Source organism: Vibrio sp. MACH09 (assembly GCF_033238805.1).
Classification (GTDB): Bacteria; Pseudomonadota; Gammaproteobacteria; order Enterobacterales; family Vibrionaceae; genus Vibrio.
Map to the genome: position 1 here is coordinate 951,144 of NZ_BSFZ01000001.1, position 20,716 is coordinate 971,859.

Here is a 20,716-nt window from a genome sequence, read left to right on the forward strand (position 1 = left end):
TTCCTGACTATGTTGGCAAGTAGTTCAACGCTAATAGCGTAACAACGGACTTCATCAAATAAACAATTTAACGACCTATTGATTGTTTCAATGTGAAACATTGCTTGGGTGAATGCGGTTCGAATTGAAACCAAAATGACGTTTATTGCCAAGAAATTGTATCGACTTAATATTGATTACGAGACCGTTAAGGAAGCGACAAAAATCACACTGAATGAATTGATTTCGAAAACAAAAAGCCTTGAAAGCATTGAGGGCTGAAATGCTTTGTTCTGAAAACATTTTGTGCTGAAAAAATTTGTCCTAAATACATTGTAGCAATGCTAAATGTAATTGAACTTCTACAACAAAAATAGACTTTGGAGATTGAAATTATGGCTAGAATGCGCGCGATAGAGGCAGCAGTTCTAATATTAAAAAAAGAAGGTATTGATACAGCATTTGGTGTTCCGGGAGCTGCGATTAATCCATTTTATGCCGCGATGGAAAAACTAGGTGGTATTGAACATGTAATTTGTCGACATGTTGAAGGCGCAAGCCATATGGCAGAAGGTTTCACTCGTGCTGAAGTCGGTAATATTGGGCTGTGTGTCGGTACATCGGGGCCGGCTGGCACTGATATGATTACTGGTCTTTATTCTGCTATGGCAGATTCGATCCCATTTTTATGTTTAACAGGACAAGCACCTGTTGCCAAACTGGATAAAGAAGATTTTCAAGCGGTAGATATTGAGTCTATCGCTAAGCCTGTTACTAAGCTATCGAAGACCATTCGTGATGGTGCTCAAATGCCAGGCTTTTTTCAAAAAGCATTTTACGAAATGCGTTCAGGTCGTCCGGGTCCTGTTCTTCTAGATTTGCCTGTTGATGTTCAAATGACAGAAATTGAGTTTGATATCGACTTGTATGAGCCATTAGAACCATCTAAGCCAAAAGCAACATTAGCTCAGGCAAAACGCGCGATTGAAATGATGAACGAAGCAGAGAAGCCAGTTATTGTTTCTGGTGGTGGTGTTCTCAGCGCTGATGCGTCTGGTTTGCTGCAGGAGTTTGCTGAGCTAACTGGCGTGCCTGTGATACCAACGCTACGAGGCTGGGGAGCGATTCCTGATGATCACGATTTAATGATTGGCCGCGTAGGGATTCAAGCGAACCAACGTTATGGTAATGCAAACTATCTTGAAAGTGATTTTGTATTTGGTATCGGTAACCGTTTTGCCAATCGCCATACTGGTCAATTAGAGACGTACTGCAAAGGTAGAAAGTTTATTCATGTAGATATTGAAACGACGCAAATTGGGCGTATTTTCTCTCCAGATTTAGGCATTGTATCTGACGCATATGCAGCTCTTGAGTTATTTATCCAAGTAGCCAAAGAGATGCGTGATTCTGGTGAATTAAAAGATCGAAGCCAATGGGTTGCTGAGTGTTTGGAACGTAAACGAACTATGCACCGCCGTGGCGACTTTACTCAAACACCAATTAAGCAGCAGCGTGTATTCCATGAAATGAATAAAGTGTTTGATGGTAATACCCGCTACGTAGCTACGATTGGTAATACACAAATTCAGGCCAATCAGTTTTTGCATGTGCAACAGCCGCTACATTGGATTAACTCATGTCAGGCTGGTCCTCTTGGCTGGACAATGCCTGCCGCTATTGGGGTGGCAAAAGCAGATCCAAGTAAGCCTGTTGTTGCTATCTCTGGTGATTATGATTTTCAGTTCATGTTAGAAGAGCTAGCGGTAGCCGCTCAGCACAAAATCCCTTATATCCATGTACTGGTAAACAATGCCTATTTAGGTCTTATTCGCATGTCTCAAATGGCATTTAAGATTGACTACTGCCTAGATTTGGCTTTTGAAAATGTTAATGGCACAGACAATGATGGCTATGGTGTGGATCACGTTGCTGTCGCTCAAGGACTCGGCTGTAAAGCGATACGTGTCTTTGACCCAGAGCAAATAGCTCCGGCACTTGAAGAAGCAAAAGTACTGCGTGATAAATATCAAGTACCCGTTGTTGTTGAAGTGATTGTTGATAGAAAAACCAATGTATCGATGGGACCTGATCTGGATAAAGTGAATGAGTGGGAAGAAGTTTTAGATCTTAAATAGTGGATCATGTCGTACAGATTTATAGGAGTAATTTAATTATGCCAAAGTTAGCAGCAAACTTATCAATGCTATTTACGGAACTGGATTTCATGGCTCGTTTTGAAGCTGCGAGCAATGCTGGTTTTAAAGGTGTGGAGTATCTATTTCCTTATGACTTCTCTGCTGAGAAGATCAAAGAAAAGTTGGAACAATATCAATTAACTCAAGTGCTATTTAATCTTCCTGCGGGAGATTGGGCCAAAGGTGAGCGAGGAATTGCTTGCCTACCCGACCGAGTAGAAGAGTTTCGTCATGGTGTAGACAGTGCGATTGAGTATGCCCACGCTTTAGGTTGTAAACAAGTCAATTGCCTATCCGGTATTGTTCCACAAGATCTGCCACAGGATGTTGCAGAAGAGACGTTGGTCGCCAACTTAAAATACGCGGCCGACAAGTTAGCTCAACAAGACATCTGTTTAGTATTAGAAGCGATTAATACACAAGATATGCCTGGTTTTTGCGTTAGCACCACAATGCAAACTTTGGACATTATTGAACGCGTAGGCAGCGATAACTTACGCAGCCAGTACGATATCTATCATATGCAAATTATGGAAGGAAATATCGCCAGAACCATGACGGATCACCTTACATCAATTGGTCATGTGCAATTGGCTGATAATCCGGGACGGCATGAACCAGGAACAGGAGAGCTCAATTATGAGTTTTTGTTTAAGCATATCGACAGCATTGGCTACCAAGGTTGGATTGGATGTGAGTATGTTCCTGCTAATGGTACGGAAGCAGGCTTAGGTTGGTTGAAAAAGTATAATTTAGTATAAGATTTTGGAGTTTAAATGATGAATATTGGATTTATTGGCACAGGTATCATGGGTAAGCCGATGGCGAAAAACCTTCAGGATGCTGGCTACACGTTGTATTTCAGTGAACATTTTGAAGCGGCACCAGCTGAGTTAATAGGTGAGAAAGGTATCGCTTGTCCGACACCCGCTGCAGTAGCTGAAGCATCAGACATTATTGTGATTATGGTTCCTGATACACCACAAGTTGAAGATGTGTTGTTTAATGAAATCGGGATTGAAAAGGGATTAGCAAAGGATAAAATTGTTGTAGATATGAGTTCTATTTCTCCAATCGCAACAAAAGAATTTGCTAAGCGCGTTGAAGAAAAAGGTGCATGGTATTTAGATGCTCCAGTATCTGGCGGTGAAGTTGGAGCCGTTGCTGGTACATTATCCATCATGGTAGGCGGTCACCAAGCAAGTTTTGACCAAGTGAAACCTCTATTTGATGTTATGGGTAAAAATGTCACTTTAGTTGGCAGTAATGGCGATGGTCAAACGTGCAAAGTGGCTAACCAAATCATTGTTGCTTTAAACATTGAAGCAGTATCTGAAGCATTAGTGTTTGCGTCGAAAGCGGGTGCAGACCCAGCAAAAATTCGTGAAGCATTAATGGGGGGATTCGCTTCTTCTAAAATCTTAGAAGTTCATGGTGAGAGAATGGTGAAAGGGACATTTGACCCAGGCTTTAGAATTTCTCTGCACCAGAAAGATTTAAATCTAGCATTGGAAGGTGCACGAGCACTTAATGTGAATCTACCGAATACGGCTAATGCACAGCAACTATTCAATACATGCGCTGCACTTGATGGTTCAAACTGGGATCACTCTGCAATGATCAAAGCTATTGAACATATGAGCAATCATTCTATTAGAGATTAACCCTCGTTTGGGCTGATGATTCTCCGGTCTCAGCCCTTTTTTATCCTCATTACGCCCACTTAAGGATTAGTTTTCATGAAAATTGTCATCGCCCCAGACTCATTTAAAGATAGCTTGAGTGCAAAACAGGTAGCAAACGCTATTGCCGAAGGTTTGCAGGATGTTATGTCAAATGTGGAATGCTGCTGTATTCCTGTTGCCGATGGTGGCGAGGGTACAATGGTTGCTTTAATTGATGCAACTGGAGGTCGCTATTTTGATGTTGAGGTTATGGATCCTTTACAGAGAAAAATCAGTGCGCAGTTTGGTGTTTTGGGGGATGGGGAAACAGCCGTAATAGAAATGGCTAGTGCTTCGGGTATAGAGCTGTTGGAAGCAAGCCAACGAAATCCTATGGTGACTACTAGTTACGGTACAGGACAACTTATATTAGCTGCACTGGAAATGGGTGTTAAAAAGATTATCGTTGCTATTGGAGGCAGTGCGACTAACGATGGTGGCATTGGGATGATGACGGCGCTAGGTGCTCGATTTAACGATAGCGATGGTCATCAAGTTGCTTACGGTGGAAATGGTTTACACAATATTGTGTCTATTGAAAGCGATCAATTGGATGCAAGACTTAATGATGTTGAGTTCATTTGCGCGTGTGATGTTGATAACCCACTTACCGGTGAAAAAGGCGCGAGTGCTGTATTTGGTCCGCAAAAAGGGGCAAGTTCAGAAATGGTAGAACAGCTTGATTTAGGTCTGAAAAATTACGCTCAGCGTATTCATCATCAGTTGGGCAAAGATGTTGAATTTGTTCCAGGGTCAGGTGCTGCCGGAGGGCTCGGTGCGGCATTACTTGCATTCTTAAATGCTGAATTAAAACCGGGTATTGATATTGTTTTACAAGCGGTTGAATTAGAAAAACATCTGGAAAATGCCGATATTGTTATTACAGGTGAAGGACGAATAGATGGTCAGACTATACATGGTAAAACTCCAGTGGGAGTTTCTCGATTAGCACAATCTAAAGGTATTCCGACCGTTGCTTTAGCCGGAGCACTTGGCGAGGGGTGTCGTAGTTTACGTAGCGCTGGTATTGCCGGTTGCTTCTCCGTATTGAGTAAACCTTGTACTTTAACCGAAGCTCTAGAAAACGCAGAAGAGAATGTTCGTTTATCTGCACAGAATTTAGCAGGAATAGTCACCGCTCTATACAGAAATAACTAGTTTCATTATGAATCATTTTTGAATTAAGTGAGCAGGTGAAGATTAACGTTATTTTGTCTGTGATGTCTCATTTTGAAACATTTGTAGCACATTTAATTCGACGTTTGTTGTGTATCAAAGAAGGGTTTTGACAAACTCAGTATTTTGCTGTTTGTCACTCGTTACTTGGTCTTATGTGGAGATGTTATATAGGACAGAGTGCTATATAAATATCGTTTAATATGAAGTGACGAGTCAAAATGGGTTTAAAGGGGATAGCCATGTTGAATCAAAACATGATTGAAGAGATGGTAGCTGATAATCTAACCCGTTGGGATTTTTTTCAGAAGCATCATTGGGTCGCTCCACAGTTTGCCACATCACCTATCTTAGAGTCTTGGGAGCGTTGCCTTCGCCAAAGTAATCCATATGAGTGGTTAAAACCGCACGTTGCTTCTGGAACGACACTGCAATCATTTTTGAAAAGAAATTCAACCATTACTTGTATAGCTGAAGCGATATTAGAAGATGCATATGAGTACTTGGAATCACGTAACTGTTGTTTATTGGTGACGGATGAGACGGGGTGTACCTTGTCGATTATAGGTAGTCAGCAATTAATTGATGAACTACGCACATTGGGGATCCGTCAAGGGGCTTTTTGGAGCGAAGGCCGTTTAGGTACCAATGCTGTTAATTTATGCTTACACACACATGAAACAACATCGCTTTTTGCGGCACAGCATTTCAATATAAAATTACACGATTATAGCTGTCATGGCTCACCTGTATTTGATGAAGAAGGCCGGGCCAGAGCTTCTTTAATGATGTTTACCCGGGTAGAAGATCATCGTGATTCAGATGCGGCACTCGTTAACTCTTGTGCAAAAGAAGTCGCCAGTCAATTACTAATCGATAAGACCTTAACAGAATCTAATCAGATATTGTGTCAACGCAATGCTGTGTTGGAGTGTATGGATGATGGGGTAATTTCTTGGGACAAAGATGAGCGAATTACATTTGTTAACCTAGTGGCCTCTGAGAAACTTCAACTGAAAAAAGACGAAGTACTGTATCGACCGTTAAGAGAAGTAATTACTTTGCCGCCAGCGTTAAAAAATGGTTTAGAGACTCGCAAAAAACTATCTCATCTCGATGTAATTATTGAATGCCAAAGTGATTTTGTAGAACTACTGGTTACTTTACGACCATTAAGCGATGGAGGCTGCCAATTATTTATTCACCCGCTTGAAGCGATAAGAAGATTGGCGCAACGTCAATTAGGAGCTAATGCAGACTTGAGTTTTGACTCGTTAGTAGCGAATTCAAAAAAAATGAAGCAGGTGATCACGCTGGCTAAGCGAGCCGCAAAAGTAAAAGATCCGGTATTACTTCGTGGTGAAAGTGGTGTAGGCAAAGGACAAATTGCAATGGCCTTGCATAATCATAGTTTGTTTAATAAAGGCCCATTCTTAACCGTTAACTGTAAAAGTATTGCTCCTGAAAACATGTTGCGAACGCTTTTTGGAACCGATGAAGGAGAAGGGGTTGCATCTAAGATTGAACTGGTCAATGGTGGAACTTTGTATCTGGAGAGGGTGGAATATTTATCTGGGGAAGCTCAGTCTGCATTGCTACAAACATTGAAAACCAATATTTTGGTCAGAGATAATAGCAGCCGGATGATACCCGTTAATTTTCAACTTATTACCAGTACTAGTGCTGACTTAGAGCAATATGTGAGTAAGCAAAATTTTCGTCGGCAGCTTTATTACGCAATCGGTGCGATTGAACTGATGATTCCACCCGTTAGGCAGCGCAAAGATGATATTAGCGGATATATTGATCGACAGATGCGTCGGATGAAAAAACGCTTTGGAGATGATATTGCGATTACCGATCAAGCGATGGAAGTTTTGTGCGCCTATTCATGGCCTGGAAATATCGCAGAGCTTCACAATAAAGTCGAAAAAATAGTGCTTAATAGACGACGGAATCTAATTGATATTGACGATCTACCAGAACAGCTATTGAGTAATAAAGTGGATAACGACTCAGAATCATGGGACTCGTCGATCCAGAGTTTAGAAGCGATTGAGCGCCGTGCAATCAAAGAAGCTTGGGAAGTGTTTGATGGCCGAATCAATGATATTGCTGCAGCATTAAAAATTGGCCGCACGACACTCTGGCGTAAACTTAAGAAATACGAGATAGGCAAAGAACAGAGTGATTTAACCAGTTAAGTTAAGTGAAATGGCTATGCTATTGCTTAGCCATTTCAATGATAATAAAGTGACTTTGACTGTTCGTCTCTTTTTGACTTACCTGAGAAAAACAGAGAGTATCCGGTTGGCTAATTAGCAGAGAATCTCTCTGTTCTAGAGTGCCGTAACCTTCTACCAGTAGTTCACCTTCAATACAGTTTATATAAGCTTCTCTTCCTGATGGCAGCTCATACGTTACTAACGCATCTTTGTCAGTGATTTCACTTACATAAATATTGACGTCAGAGTGTACATAAAGCGGAACCTGATGTTTGTTACTTGGGTTACCTATTATATGCAGTAGTCGATTCTCACGCTCACTCGCGGAAAATTTTTGGTTGGTGTAACGTACTTCACCTCCTGAGTACGGAGGAAGTAGCCAGATCTGTAACAATCGACACGGGTGATCTTGAGTGTTTTTCTCTGAATGCCAAACACCGGAACCAGCAGAAATGGCTTGCACGTGTCCTCTGCCAATGGTCTCTTCACGATTCGTGACATTATCCCAGTGCGTCAGGTGACCATCAATAATGTAGCTAACAATCTGCATATCTTTGTGAGAGTGTTTGTCAAACCCCTTTCTTGCCATAACGGTGTCATCATTTAGTACACGTAGTAAGCCAAAATTCACATTCTCTGGATCGTAGTAATTGGCAAATGAGAAATGAAAATAGGTATTAGATGGATGCATATGACTATGTGGCAAATAGTGTAAGTCGCTGGCTCTCTTTATTCGATGTGGTTGACTCATAACATGCTCCTGGTAGATATTTTTTGATGACTAAATTGATTATAGAGACTAGTGTGTGTAATAAATAACGATGGAATTTGACGAATTAATTCAAAAAAATTGAAGTAACTTTATACGTTTGATAATTCGTTTTTTGGCTGGGAGAGTAAATGATAAATGGCTAATCCAATTACCTTAGATGCACTGCGTATTTTAGATGCAATCGATAGAAAAAAGAGCTTTGCAGCGGCGGCTGATGAGCTATTTAGAGTTCCTTCTGCTATTTCATATACAGTAAAAAAGCTGGAAGAGGATCTTGGTGTGGTGATTTTCGACCGTAGCAATCGTAAAGCAGAGTTCACTCAAACAGGTGCACTGTTGCTGACTCAAGGGCGGTTGATACTGCAAGCTGCAGATGATCTTACTCACCATGTGGTGCAAATTGATAAAGGGTGGGAATTGGAGTTTAGAATTTGTATTGATAATATCCTTCATTTTGCACCGATATATCAATTAATTGAGCAGTTTCAGCAGCAGCACCCTCATGTTGAAATTAAGTTGATTGAAGAGACGATGGCCGGAAATTGGGATGCGATAGAGTCCGACCGTTGTGATCTGGTGATTGGCGTTCCGGAAGATCCCATCAGCAATAAGTATCAGAGTATGTCAATTGGCGAGATAGAGTTCGTTTTTGCCGTTGCGAAAGGGCATCCTCTTACTCAGCTTGTTCCACCTATCTCTTCTGAACAGATTAAACGATACCCTTCGGTCGTCGTGGCTGACAGTTCTAGAGTATTGCCTCCGCGATCCATTCGAATATTGGAAGGGCAGCACCGTATTACAGTACCCAGCATAGAGAAAAAAATAGCAACGCAATGCAAAGGTCTGGGTGTTGGATATCTTCCGATACACCGAATAAAAGACGAGTTGCAGAGTGGTGAGTTGGTGGCCATAGAAGTTACCTCTAATCAAAATAGAGTGAACTCAGTGAATATTGCTTGGGTGAAGAGCAATCAAGGTAAGGCGTTGCAGTGGTTTGTTCAACAGTTAACAGCCATGGATAGAACACGCTTAATTACTGGTGAATTAATTTAGTTAATAATATGTAAAAAATGACACATTAGGGTGATTTTAATGTGTCATTTTCCACCCATTCTATACGTTGTCTAACCTGTGGTTTATTAGATAACCCGCGCTAAGCCTATATGCAGAAAGGGTTGTAACTTAATTGTTAAAAGTTGGCTCGATGTTTGCCTTATGTTAATTACACAGCACCCACAGATGGGGCTGTTTAATCATTAAGGAGAATAACAAATGTTTAAGCCACTGACCCTACTATCAGTATCTGCTATCGCTCTAACCAGTTTCAATGCTGCTGCACAATGTGACCCTGGTGAAATTGTTATCAAGTTCAGCCACGTAACTAATGCCGATAAACACCCTAAAGGTATTGCAGCGTCATTATTGGAAAGTCGTGTTAACGAAGAGATGAATGGTAAAGCTTGTATGCAGGTTTTCCCAAACTCAACACTTTATGATGATGATAAAGTCCTCGAAGCACTGCTTAATGGCGATGTTCAAATGGCTGCACCTTCTCTGTCTAAATTTGAAAAAATAACGAAGAAGTATCGTATTTTTGACCTTCCTTTCCTATTTGAAGATATTAATGCCGTTGATCGTTTCCAAAACTCAGAATCGGGTGAGAAGCTTAAAAATGCGATGAATCGTCGTGGTTTGAAAGGACTTACCTTCTGGCACAACGGTATGAAGCAGATGTCAGCAAACAAACCATTGATTCTGCCAGAAGATGCTAATGGACTGAAATTCCGAGTACAAGCATCTGATGTTTTGGTTGCGCAATTTGAACAGTTGGGTGCTAACCCTCAAAAAATGTCATTCAAAGAAGTGTATGGCGGCCTACAAACTAAAGTTATCGATGGACAAGAGAACTCTTGGTCAAACATCTACGGTAAAAAGTTCTTTGAAGTTCAAGATGGTGTAACAGAAACCAACCACGGTATTTTGGATTACCTAGTTGTAACGTCTAACAACTTTTGGGACAAGCTACCTGCTGATGTTCGTGATCAGTTAAACACCATTGTTAATGAAGTGGCTCAAACTCGTAACTCTGAATCAGCCAAAGTTAACCAAAGTAATAAGCAAAATATCATCGATGCAGGTGGTGTGGTTCGTACACTAACACCAGAGCAACGCGCTGCTTGGGTGACGGCTCTTAAACCAGTATGGAAGAAGTTTGAAAAAGACATTGGTGCAGAACTTATCGAAGCTGCAGTTGCGTCAAATAAACAATAACCGCTAGAAAATTAAATATGGGTAGATTTCTACCCATATTTAACAGCTGTTGATCTTTTAAGCACAAACTAGTCGCTAAAGTTCAGCAGACTTTAGGGTCAACAGACCCTAGAAGCATCAATAAAAATAAGCGGGAGTATTCAAATGGAACAATCATTTATTACTAAAGTAGGAAAAATCACCGATGCATTCGAAGAGACGTTAATCGCCTTCTTTCTCGGCGCGATGACTCTACTTACTTTTGCCAATGTTGTCTTTCGTTATGTGCTGAATGACAATATTTTATGGGCCTTAGAACTTACGGTATTTATGTTTGCATGGATGGTTTTAGTCGGTGCATCGTATGGTGTAAAAAAACATTTTCATATTGGCGTAGACGTTGTTATTAATATGGCCCCCCAAGGGCTACGAAAAGCGTACGCTATTGTTGCGGTTTTACTCTGTCTCACTTTTTCTATCTTACTTCTTATCGGATCGTGGAACTACTGGTTTCCTTTTGTCACAGAGCGTGCATGGTATGAAACCGATGATATCCCTATGCCCGAAATGTTTCAGTTTTTGGCCGATGTTCTGAATGAAGGTGAACGTTACGAGAAATTGCCTCGTTTTATTCCCTATGCGGCTCTGCCTATTGGTATGGCGATGCTGACGTTTAGGTTTTTACAAATTGCATTGCAAATCTTTACTGGCAAGCTGGATCGCATGATTGCGAGTCATGAAGCGGAAGAAGATTTAGATGCATTAAAAGCAGAAATGAAGGAAGACTAAATTATGGCAATTCTATTTCTCTTTATCATGGTTATTGCCTTTATGCTTATCGGCGTACCCATTGCGATCTCTCTTGGTTTGGCAAGTATGTTCTTCTTGCTGCTTCATTCCGATGCTTCGCTAGCGTCAGTGGCACAAACCCTATTTAATGCCTTTGCGGGACATTACACTTTATTAGCGATTCCATTTTTTATTCTCGCTTCAAGCTTTATGTCTACAGGTGGTGTAGCGCGTAGAATCATTCGATTTGCTATCGCTATGGTCGGTTGGTTCCGTGGCGGGTTGGCAATGGCGTCAGTTGTTGCATGTATGATGTTTGCGGCTTTGTCAGGTTCGTCTCCTGCAACCGTAGTCGCCATCGGTAGTATTGTTATTGCCGGTATGGTGAAAAACGGCTATAGCAAAGAGTTCGCCGCAGGGGTTATCTGTAATGCAGGTACTCTTGGTATTTTGATTCCTCCTTCAATCGTCATGGTGGTATACGCTGCTGCGACAGATGTTTCTGTTGGGCGTATGTTCTTGGGTGGGGTGATTCCAGGGTTGTTAGCGGGACTAATGCTAATGATCGCTATTTACATTACCGCACGGGTAAAAAACCTGCCTAAACAGCCATTTGTCGGTTGGAAAGAAGCGATTCTAGCAGCAAAAGACGCCAGTTGGGGTTTGTTGCTGGTGGTCATTATCTTAGGGGGGATTTATGGCGGTATATTCACCCCAACCGAGGCTGCCGCAGTCGCTGCTGTTTACTCATTCTTCATCGCAAACTTTATCTATAAAGATATGGGACCATTTGCGGACAAAGAGAACACACTGCCTTGGTTTGCAAAAGCGGTTCAAACCTTTGTTCACAAAGACACCAAAGCAACACTGTTTGAGGCTGGTAAGCTCACTATTATGTTGCTGTTTATTATTGCCAACGCATTAATACTCAAACATGTATTAACAGAAGAACGTATTCCACAAATGATTACTGAGTCGATGCTGTCAGCGGGCTTAGGACCTATTACTTTCTTAATTGTGGTTAACGTGCTGTTGTTAATTGGTGGTCAGTTTATGGAGCCATCAGGTCTTTTGATTATTGTGGCACCGCTAGTATTCCCAATTGCTATTGCTTTGGGTATTGACCCTATTCACCTTGGTATCATTATGGTGGTGAATATGGAGATAGGGATGATTACGCCACCGGTAGGGCTAAACCTATTTGTTACCGCCGGCGTGGCCAAAATGTCGATGATTAATGTTGTTAAAGCGGCACTACCGTGGGTAGCGGTTATGTTCCTATTCTTAATTATCGTTACGTATGTTCCATGGGTATCTACTTGGTTACCAACATCCTTGATGGGACCAGAGATAATTACCAAGTAATATCAGTTCTTAATAAAATTAAAGCGACATAAGGTGATAAATCTTATGTCGCTTTTTCGTTCTTTACGTATGCAAAATCTTAATTTGAAGGCTCTGCTACTCATTGGCAAGTATTAATAGTAGAGCACGAGTTCTAATGAAATTCGCCCTGTAGCGGCGAATCATTTATGATAGCGGCACAATAAAAAGTCAGTTGGACACTTATTATAATGAAGTTGGTTGTTATATTTCTATTTGGTTTGCTTAGTTCGTTTCAGGCTCTAGCAGTAGAGTCATTTTCTTTAACACCTACTCCTGGTTGGGTAACACCTGTTGATGCGATAGATTCTGATTCTCTATCTAATCATGTCGATGGGCAAATATACCTGCTGGTCGATAAACAATATAATTATCGTCAACAGGGGGCGCCGAAGTATTTTCATTACGCAACTAAAGTGATTAGTTTAGAAGGGGTAGAAAGCATTTCTCAATTGAGTTTTGATTTTGATCCTAGCTACGAAAAAATAGCATTTCATCGTCTTAATATTATTAGAGATGGTGCTGTCATCGATAAATCAAACGATGTCGAGTTTAAACAATTAAAAAGAGAAGCTGATCTAGATAGGCTTCTTTATAATGGCGAAGAGACTTATTACTTAATACTTAAAGATGTAAAAGTCGGCGATATTCTTGACTACAGCTTTTCTCGAACTGGCGTCAATCCCGTTTTCGACGGCAAGACCGACGACCATATTTCTGTTGGCTGGAGCGTCCCCGTGCTCTCTACTTATGTAGAAATACAGCACCCGAATGACAGCGATTATTCAGTCCAGCTTGATGGTAAAACAGAAACATCGCTTATTTTTGAACAAGATGAAGAGTTTTCTCGGGTTTACTATTCAGATAAAAGACGGGTATATAATTATCACGAAAGTGACCAGCCTAGTTGGTACACACCTTATCCTTATATCAACATTAATACATTCAACAAGTGGGAGTCGGTGGTTAATTGGGCGTTACCGCTTTACCAAAAAGACACAGCAGGCAAGCTGTTTAGCCGTGCATTAGATCGAGTTGAATCGGTGCAAGATAAAGAGAAACAGATTATTAAAGCGATCCAGATTGCTCAAGAAGAAGTTCGGTATCTGGGTATTGAAAATAGTATTGGTTCTCATGCGCCACGCCAACCTGAGCTTATCTTAGAGCAAGGTTATGGCGACTGTAAGGATAAAGCGTTACTGCTGGTGTCATTACTTTCCGCCATTGGAATTGATGCCTACCCGGCATTGGTAGATACTTATTTGACCCATACGCTAGATACTAAAAATCCAGGGGCGTCTGTTTTTAACCATGTCATCGTCTATTTTGAGTATTTAGGAAAGCCGTACTGGATAGATGCCACGAATGAACTTCAGGCAACAAAGTTAGCAAATGTAACTACACCATCGATGGGTTATGCGTTGATTATAGAAAAGGGCAATGATCAATTAACCAATATTGAATCAAGTTCTGTCAATAAAATCGATAGTTCAACAACATTTACTATTAATAGCGATAAACCCTCTTTGATGATAGTAAGTACCAAATATTCGGGTAAGCAAGCTGATCGTATGCGTCGTTATATTGTCTCTAATTCATTGGCTACAATATCTAGAGATTATGAAGAGTATTATACTAAGCAATACCCAGATATTTATTTGGATGAAGATATTTTTGTCGATGACGATCGTAACGCCAATGTCATCACCTTTCATGAAACTTATGTTATTGACCAAATATGGGAAAATATTGAGGAAAACAGACGTGAGGCATTAATATATGGCGATATGATCAGTTCTTTTATCAATTTCCCTCAAATGAAACGACGTAAATCACCTTATAATTTGGGAGCGGAAATAGAGATTTCGCAAAATATAAAGGTGACTTTGGACGATTCATTTACGATTCAAGATGAAAAAACAGAGCTTAAATCCGATGAATTTGATTTTAGTTTTGAAGTGCTTGCCAGTAGAAGTTCATTAGGCAAGTTGCTGTCTGCGGCGACGAATGAGTTTACTCTTAAATATGTTTATCATCAGAAAAAACGTTATGTTGAAGCGGATAATTTCCGAGGGTATTTAAGAACGACCGATAAAGTGGATAAAACATTGAGCTACGCGTTATCTGTTGCCCATTAATCATCTCAAGAGCCTATATAGCGGGACCGTATTTATAGGCTCTTGTAGTTCTCTTTATCTAGCTCATACCGTTGCATCTTATCGTAGAGAGTTTTACGGGCGAGGTTGAGTCGCTCCATGGTATTTTTTATGCTTCCGCCACACTCAATAAGCGCTTGTTCAATGGCCGACTTTTCAAATTCTGCGACTTGCTCAGCTAAACTTGCTAATAGCGTTTCTCTTTCAACGTTATCACTTAATTGCGAGAGTTTTCCTAATAACACGTATCGCTCTGCGGCATTGCGAAGTTCTCGCACATTTCCCGGCCAGTTGTGCGCTAATAATGTTTGTAAATCGGTTGGCGCTAAAGAGGTGGCCGCTTTTTTATAGCGAGCGGCGGCAACCAGTAAAAAGTGATGGAAAAGGGCAGGAATATCCTCCTTACGCTCTCTTAGTGGGGGTAAATCAAGAGTCACTACGTTTAAACGATAATAGAGATCTTGCCTAAATGTCCCTTCAACGGCCGCCAATTTTAAGTCTACCTTTGTGGCGCCTATTACTCGAATGTCTAGAGGAAGGGCTTGGTTAGACCCAACGCGTTCGATTACGCGCTCTTGCAATACTCTAAGCAGGCGAATTTGTGCTTGCATTGGCATGGATTCAATTTCGTCTAAAAAAAGCGTCCCTCCCTGCGCATATTCAAATTTACCAATACGCTTACTTTCAGCACCAGTAAATGCCCCTTTTTCATGGCCGTACAACTCACTCTCAATTAGGTTTTCTGGCACTGCTCCACAGTTTACCGCGACAAAGTTGTTCTCTCTTCGGCTACTTTGTTCATGCAGCGAGCGAGCAATAAGCTCTTTACCTGTGCCTGTTTCACCAAACAGCAGCACATCTGCGCCGGTATCAGCAATATGGGAAATGGTCTCTCTTAATTGCTGAACGCAGTTGGTTTCACCAATAATCCGCGGACCTAAAGGTTGTTTTACTTTCAGCGCCTGTTTTAACTGTTTATTCTCTTCTGTTAATTGACGTTTTTCTATTGCTCGTTTAACCGTATCAATGAGGCGATCGTTGGAGAAAGGTTTTTCAATAAAGTCATAGGCTCCACTGTGCATGGCTTGAACCGCCATCGATATATCACCGTGGCCAGTAATTAATATGACGGGAATATCTCGATCATTGCTCATTACCGTATTGAGCAAGTCGTGGCCAGATATGCCTGGTAGACAAATATCACTGACGATGACAGAAGGGTAGCCACTGTTTTTAATTTCGAGTAGTGCCGTTTCTGCGTCAGGAAAAAACTGTGCAGTAATATCCTCCAGCTCAAAACTCTGTTCATGTGCTAGGCGCATATCACTTTCATCATCAATAAAAAATACATCACACATGCTGGGCTTTGTTATCCTCTGTTACTGTTTTGGGCATGGTTATGGTAAATCTAGCTCCACCAAGAGGGGATGGCTCCGCGGTTAAATCGCCACCCATCGCCTGCATAATCTGTAGCGAGATGGACAGACCTAATCCTAACCCATGTTGCTTGGTGGTATAAAATGGAGCAAACAGTTGGCTCTGTTTTGTGGTTGATAAACCATGTCCAGTATCGTCGATATGAATTTGGATGGCATTACCTTGTTCGGTAAGTGTGATTGAAATCTGTCTTTTTTCTCGCTTCTCCAGTTCATCAATGGCGTTAGTAATAAGGTTGATGAGTACTTGTTCCAATTGAATTAAATTAATCCTACCTTGCAATGACTCGTTGTCTATCTGCATATCTAACTTGATCTGACGGGCTCTTAATTGTGGTTTAAGTAGTTCTATCGACGTTATGATGACAGGTTGGATAAGTGCGTCCACCAACTCATCACTGGCGGTTTTCCTCGCTAAAGACTTCAATTGTTGACTGATCTTGGCCATTCGATCGGTAAGGGCAGAGATTCGACTTAGATTGTCGATGGTTCTTTCTGGTTGTCCTTTATCGAGAAAGCGTTTGCCATTTTCTGCAAAGCTTCGTATTGCCGCCAATGGGTTATTGAGTTCATGACTAATGCTGGCAGACATCTGCCCCAATACCGCCAGTTTTGCTGCCTGTATCAACTCTTCTTGAGTTTGACGTAGCATCAGTTCCGTTTTCTCTCTCTCATCTATCTCCATTTGTAGCTCTGCAGTGCGCTCCATTACCTGAAACTCAAGCTTCTGCAATGCTTCATGCTCAATTTGAGCTATCTGCCGCTGTTTTATCTGCCGGTGTCGAATCAATAGCCATACCATCAATATTAAGGCGAAAATCAGGCTCAAAATAATCAGGTAGCCGAATAGTTGCCAAAATATCCATACTTTAGGAGTCAGGATACGAATCTCTAAAGGTTGCACCGCAGTACGTTTCTTTGCGCTGATATAAGTATCTCTAAAAAAGACAGAGTGTGATTTGTTTAATTCACCATTTAAGCCATCGTGGTCTTGAATAAAATCAAGATTGTCGATCTGTTTATCAAGATATTGTCGACTCTCTCTGATCTGTTCTGCTTGTGATGGTGAGAGGGTAAATAAGTTCTTGTACAACCATTTGGGGTTGCTAGACATAAAGATCACCCCGTTGCGGTCATTGGCGACAAAATAACTTTTATCGCTGGACCAGCCCTTTTCTATATCGGTGATATTGGTCTTGACCACCACCACGCCAATTTTTTCTGCGGCATAAGTAACAGGAAAAGAGTAATAGAACCCCCGTTTGCCAGAAGTGGAACCGAGCGCGAAGTATTGTCCTGAACCTTTATTTAATGCATGTTGAAAGTAGGGGCGAAAAGCAAAGTTTCTACCGATAAAGGTTTTATCACTGTCCCAATTACTTGCTGCAATAGTCGTTCCGTTAATATCTAATAAATAGGTATCGGCGGCTTCAATTATCTGGTTTACACTTTTTAGATAACGGTTAGTAAGCTCAATTTGGGCACTATTTTGGGCGTTTTTCAATGCATCGATCAGTTCCCGATCTTTGGCGAGCAACTGAGGAATGTAAGCGTACTTTTCGAGCTGGCTATTAAGTTGGCTTGTGGCGCGTTGTAGTTGAGCAATATTGCGCTCAACCTGCTGTTGGTATTGGGTTGACCAATACCATTGGCCGCTAATGATGACACACAATACATAAGCAACAAAAATGATAAATGATATGCGCCGCTGTTTAACCATTCTCACTCCCTGTTTATGGTTGAATACTGGTTTTATTGGCTGCTGCTCTGTGTTACGGATTCTTGCCGTAGAATGACTATGCCCTCAAATCAGTGTCTTGACCAGCAGCCAATAAATTCTCGCTGAACAAGCACCTTGAGGTCACTTGAGTATATTTTTTTGAAATCAAGATCGCCGAAGAGATGGCATCTCCTTCCAAGGTTATCCGTATATCCATAAATCGGTCTAATGACTCAATAGTAAAACAAGACTGAGATCTCTTTTTGCTTCTTTATACAAAAAAAAATCTGTTTTCCATTGAAAACCCTTAATTTGCCCCCATTTCTGAGTCGAAGTTATGTTTTTGATGCAAAGTTAAGTTTTTTTGAGCTGAAACGATAGAAAAATGCCGTTTTTTGTCGACTTTGTATCATCTTCTATTGAGTTTTTAGGACATCACTCGACAGACATGGGTCATGCCGCTAGAATGTCGCGTCTAAATTTTTGATTCTGAGACTAATCGGAGATACCTTGACCATTTTTGCCAAGATATCGCTTATTAGTCAGATGTCTGAAGTTATTCAGTCATCTAAGCTCAATTTGAATTTGTGTCTCGTTTTGAGACTCAACACACGGATATAGTCATAACTGTATGTGATATGGCTAAATACTCAGAGTTCTGAGTTTTTTTTGAGGTTTATAAATAATGCAAGCTACTGTTGAAACTCTAGAAGGCCTAGAACGCCGTCTAAACATCACTGTTCCTGCTGCTAACATCGAAGATGCAGTAACAGCAGAACTTCGCAACATCGCGAAAAACCGTCGTTTTGATGGTTTCCGTAAGGGCAAAGTTCCTATGAAGATGGTTGCGCAAATGTACGGCAAAGCAGTACGTCAAGACGTGATGGGTGAAGTAATGCAACGCCACTTCATCGAAGCGATTGTTAAAGAAAAAATTAATCCAGCAGGTGCACCAACGTTTGCTCCTGTAGAGAACGAAGCAGGTAAAGATCTTGTTTTCGCTGCAACTTTTGAAGTTTACCCAGAAGTTGAGCTAAAAGGTCTAGAAAACATCGTTGTTGAGAAACCAGTTGTATCTGTTGAAGACGCTGATGTTGATGAAATGATCGAAACACTTCGTAAGCAACAAGCAACTTGGACTGAAGTTGATGCAGCAGCAGAAGACGGTTCTCGTGCAACTATCGACTTCATCGGTTCTATTGATGGCGAAGAATTTGAAGGCGGTAAAGCTGACAACTTCCCTCTAGAAATGGGCCAAGGTCGTATGATCCCTGGTTTTGAAGACGGAATCATGGGCAAACGCGCAGGTACTGAGTTTGAAATCGACGTTGCTTTCCCAGAAGATTACCACGCTGAAAACCTAAAAGGTAAAGATGCGAAATTCCAAATTAAAGTAAACAAAGTTGAATCTCGTGAGCTTCCAGAAGTGAACGACGAGTTTGTTGCTAAGTTTGGTGTTGCTGAAGGCGGTATCGATGCTCTTAAAGCTGAAGTTCGTAAGAACATGGAGCGTGAACTGGCTCAAGCTGTTAAGAACAAAATCAAAGAGCAAGCAATTGACGGTCTTGTAAAAGAGAACGCAATCGACGTACCGACAGCGGTTGTTGATCAAGAAATTGGTGTTCTACGTCAGCAAGCTGCTCAACGTTTTGGTGGTAACCCAGAAGCTGCAGAGCAACTTCCTCGTGAACTGTTTGAAGAGCAAGCACGCCGTCGCGTAACTGTTGGCCTACTACTTGGTGAAGTAATCAAGACTGAAGAGCTAAAAGCAGACGACGACAAAGTGAAAGCGCTAATCGAAGAGATGGCAACAGCTTACGAAGATCCTTCTGAAGTAGTTGCATACTACGAGCAGAATGAAGAGATGATGAACAACATGCGTAACGTAGCTCTAGAAGAGCAAGCGGTAGACGTAATCATCGAGAAAGCTAAAGTTTCTGATAAAGAAACAAACTTCAGCGAGCTAATGAACCAACAACCAGCATAATAAGCAGGTTGTAAGGTAAAATCTTGTTAAAGTAATAATTATGGTCCGTATGAACATTCATCCGGACCATATTTTTACCACTCTATATAAGTACCTAATCTCAGGATAAGAGAGACTTAAGTTATCCCGGGCTGAGGTGAGCTAGTGAACAAACAATTTGTTATTACTTGACTATAAGTTAAGCAGTTGCTTAACTTTTTTCATCTAAACCTTGTTAAATCAGACAAAATAGATAGATACTTATATAGATTGGTATTATTTAGGGAAAATAAGAAAATGAGCTACCAAGATAAAAACGCAATGTCTCCAATTATTGATGCTTTAGTTCCAATGGTTGTTGAGCAAACTTCTCGTGGTGAGCGTTCCTACGATATTTATTCTCGTCTATTAAAAGAGCGAGTGATTTTCCTGACTGGTCAAGTAGAAGACCATATGGCGAATCTTGTTGTGGCTCAGCTGCTTTTCCTTGAGTCAGAAAACCCAGATAAAGATATCTTCCTGTATATTAACTCTCCAGGTGGCAGTGTTACGGCTGGTATGTCGATTTACGATACTATGCAGTTTATCAAGCCAAATGTGAGCACGGTATGTATGGGACAAGCTTGTTCAATGGGTGCATTTTTATTGGCCGGTGGCGCTGAAGGTAAACGTTATTGCTTACCTAATTCTCGTGTCATGATTCACCAGCCATTAGGTGGTTTCCAAGGACAAGCGTCGGATATTCAGATACATGCGCAAGAAATTTTAACCATCAAGCAAAAATTAAATAAATTGCTTGCTGAACATACTGGACAACCTCTTGAAGTGGTTGAACAAGATACTGATCGAGACAACTTTATGTCTGCGGATCAGGCGGTAGAGTATGGTTTGGTGGATGCAGTATTGAATCACCGCGGCGAATAACAGGTAAAACCACCTTTT

Annotated in this window: 15 protein-coding genes; 12 read left to right on the forward strand and 3 right to left on the reverse strand. The window is 41.1% G+C overall.

Annotated elements, in window-relative coordinates; genetic code table 11:
- The first annotated feature begins 374 nt into the window (after positions 1-374).
- The 5 genes from gcl to dhaR all read left to right on the forward strand — a co-directional run bounded on the left by gcl (position 375) and on the right by dhaR (position 7,281).
- Positions 375-2,117 carry a glyoxylate carboligase gene (gene gcl / locus CHJ_RS04365; protein ID WP_317916973.1) on the forward strand — a complete coding sequence of 581 codons (1,743 nt, stop codon included), beginning with the start codon at positions 375-377 and terminating at the stop codon, positions 2,115-2,117.
- A gap of 38 nt (positions 2,118-2,155) precedes the next feature.
- A complete protein-coding gene (gene hyi / locus CHJ_RS04370) occupies positions 2,156-2,938 on the forward strand; it encodes a hydroxypyruvate isomerase (RefSeq protein ID WP_171755110.1) in 783 nt (260 codons plus the stop codon).
- 15 nt (positions 2,939-2,953) lie between these two features.
- The gene (glxR, locus tag CHJ_RS04375) at positions 2,954-3,841 is read left to right on the forward strand and encodes a 2-hydroxy-3-oxopropionate reductase (protein WP_171755109.1); all 888 of its coding nucleotides are present in this window, start codon (positions 2,954-2,956) and stop codon (positions 3,839-3,841) included.
- 75 nt (positions 3,842-3,916) lie between these two features.
- Positions 3,917-5,059, forward strand: coding sequence for a glycerate kinase (locus tag CHJ_RS04380; RefSeq protein WP_317916974.1), 1,143 nt, complete (start codon positions 3,917-3,919; stop codon positions 5,057-5,059).
- A 260-nt stretch (positions 5,060-5,319) separates the two neighbouring features.
- Positions 5,320-7,281: a dihydroxyacetone kinase operon transcriptional regulator DhaR gene (dhaR, locus tag CHJ_RS04385; protein WP_216613502.1), complete on the forward strand. Its 1,962-nt coding sequence runs from the start codon at positions 5,320-5,322 to the stop codon at positions 7,279-7,281.
- A 19-nt stretch (positions 7,282-7,300) separates the two neighbouring features.
- Here the strand turns inward: dhaR and CHJ_RS04390 are convergent, their stop codons facing one another.
- A complete protein-coding gene (locus CHJ_RS04390; protein WP_317916975.1) occupies positions 7,301-8,053 on the reverse strand; it encodes a pirin family protein in 753 nt (250 codons plus the stop codon).
- A 156-nt stretch (positions 8,054-8,209) separates the two neighbouring features.
- On the opposite strand from CHJ_RS04390, the gene CHJ_RS04395 reads away from it, so the two are divergent.
- From CHJ_RS04395 to CHJ_RS04415, 5 genes are all read left to right on the forward strand, one after another.
- A complete protein-coding gene (locus CHJ_RS04395; protein WP_317916976.1) occupies positions 8,210-9,127 on the forward strand; it encodes a LysR family transcriptional regulator in 918 nt (305 codons plus the stop codon).
- Between the two features lie 219 nt (positions 9,128-9,346).
- Positions 9,347-10,345, forward strand: a complete 999-nt coding sequence (locus tag CHJ_RS04400) for a TRAP transporter substrate-binding protein (RefSeq protein WP_171755105.1) — start codon at positions 9,347-9,349, stop codon at positions 10,343-10,345.
- A gap of 144 nt (positions 10,346-10,489) precedes the next feature.
- Positions 10,490-11,113, forward strand: coding sequence for a TRAP transporter small permease (locus CHJ_RS04405; protein ID WP_317916977.1), 624 nt, complete (start codon positions 10,490-10,492; stop codon positions 11,111-11,113).
- Between the two features lie 3 nt (positions 11,114-11,116).
- A complete protein-coding gene (locus CHJ_RS04410; RefSeq protein ID WP_171755103.1) occupies positions 11,117-12,478 on the forward strand; it encodes a TRAP transporter large permease in 1,362 nt (453 codons plus the stop codon).
- A gap of 209 nt (positions 12,479-12,687) precedes the next feature.
- Positions 12,688-14,634: a DUF3857 domain-containing protein gene (locus CHJ_RS04415; RefSeq protein WP_317916978.1), complete on the forward strand. Its 1,947-nt coding sequence runs from the start codon at positions 12,688-12,690 to the stop codon at positions 14,632-14,634.
- A gap of 32 nt (positions 14,635-14,666) precedes the next feature.
- On the opposite strand, the gene CHJ_RS04420 is transcribed toward CHJ_RS04415, so the two are convergent.
- Positions 14,667-16,010, reverse strand: a complete 1,344-nt coding sequence (locus CHJ_RS04420; protein WP_317916979.1) for a sigma-54-dependent transcriptional regulator — start codon at positions 16,008-16,010, stop codon at positions 14,667-14,669.
- Positions 16,003-17,808: an ATP-binding protein gene (locus tag CHJ_RS04425; RefSeq protein WP_317916980.1), complete on the reverse strand. Its 1,806-nt coding sequence runs from the start codon at positions 17,806-17,808 to the stop codon at positions 16,003-16,005. Before CHJ_RS04425 ends, CHJ_RS04420 begins: the two co-directional genes overlap by 8 nt.
- A gap of 685 nt (positions 17,809-18,493) precedes the next feature.
- On the opposite strand from CHJ_RS04425, the gene tig reads away from it, so the two are divergent.
- Together tig and clpP are read left to right on the forward strand one after the other, a co-directional pair.
- Positions 18,494-19,795, forward strand: coding sequence for a trigger factor (gene tig / locus CHJ_RS04430; RefSeq protein WP_171755099.1), 1,302 nt, complete (start codon positions 18,494-18,496; stop codon positions 19,793-19,795).
- A gap of 276 nt (positions 19,796-20,071) precedes the next feature.
- On the forward strand, positions 20,072-20,698 hold the full coding sequence (gene clpP, locus CHJ_RS04435) for an ATP-dependent Clp endopeptidase proteolytic subunit ClpP (RefSeq protein WP_171755098.1): 627 nt from the start codon (positions 20,072-20,074) through the stop codon (positions 20,696-20,698).
- The last annotated feature ends 18 nt before the right edge of the window (positions 20,699-20,716 follow it).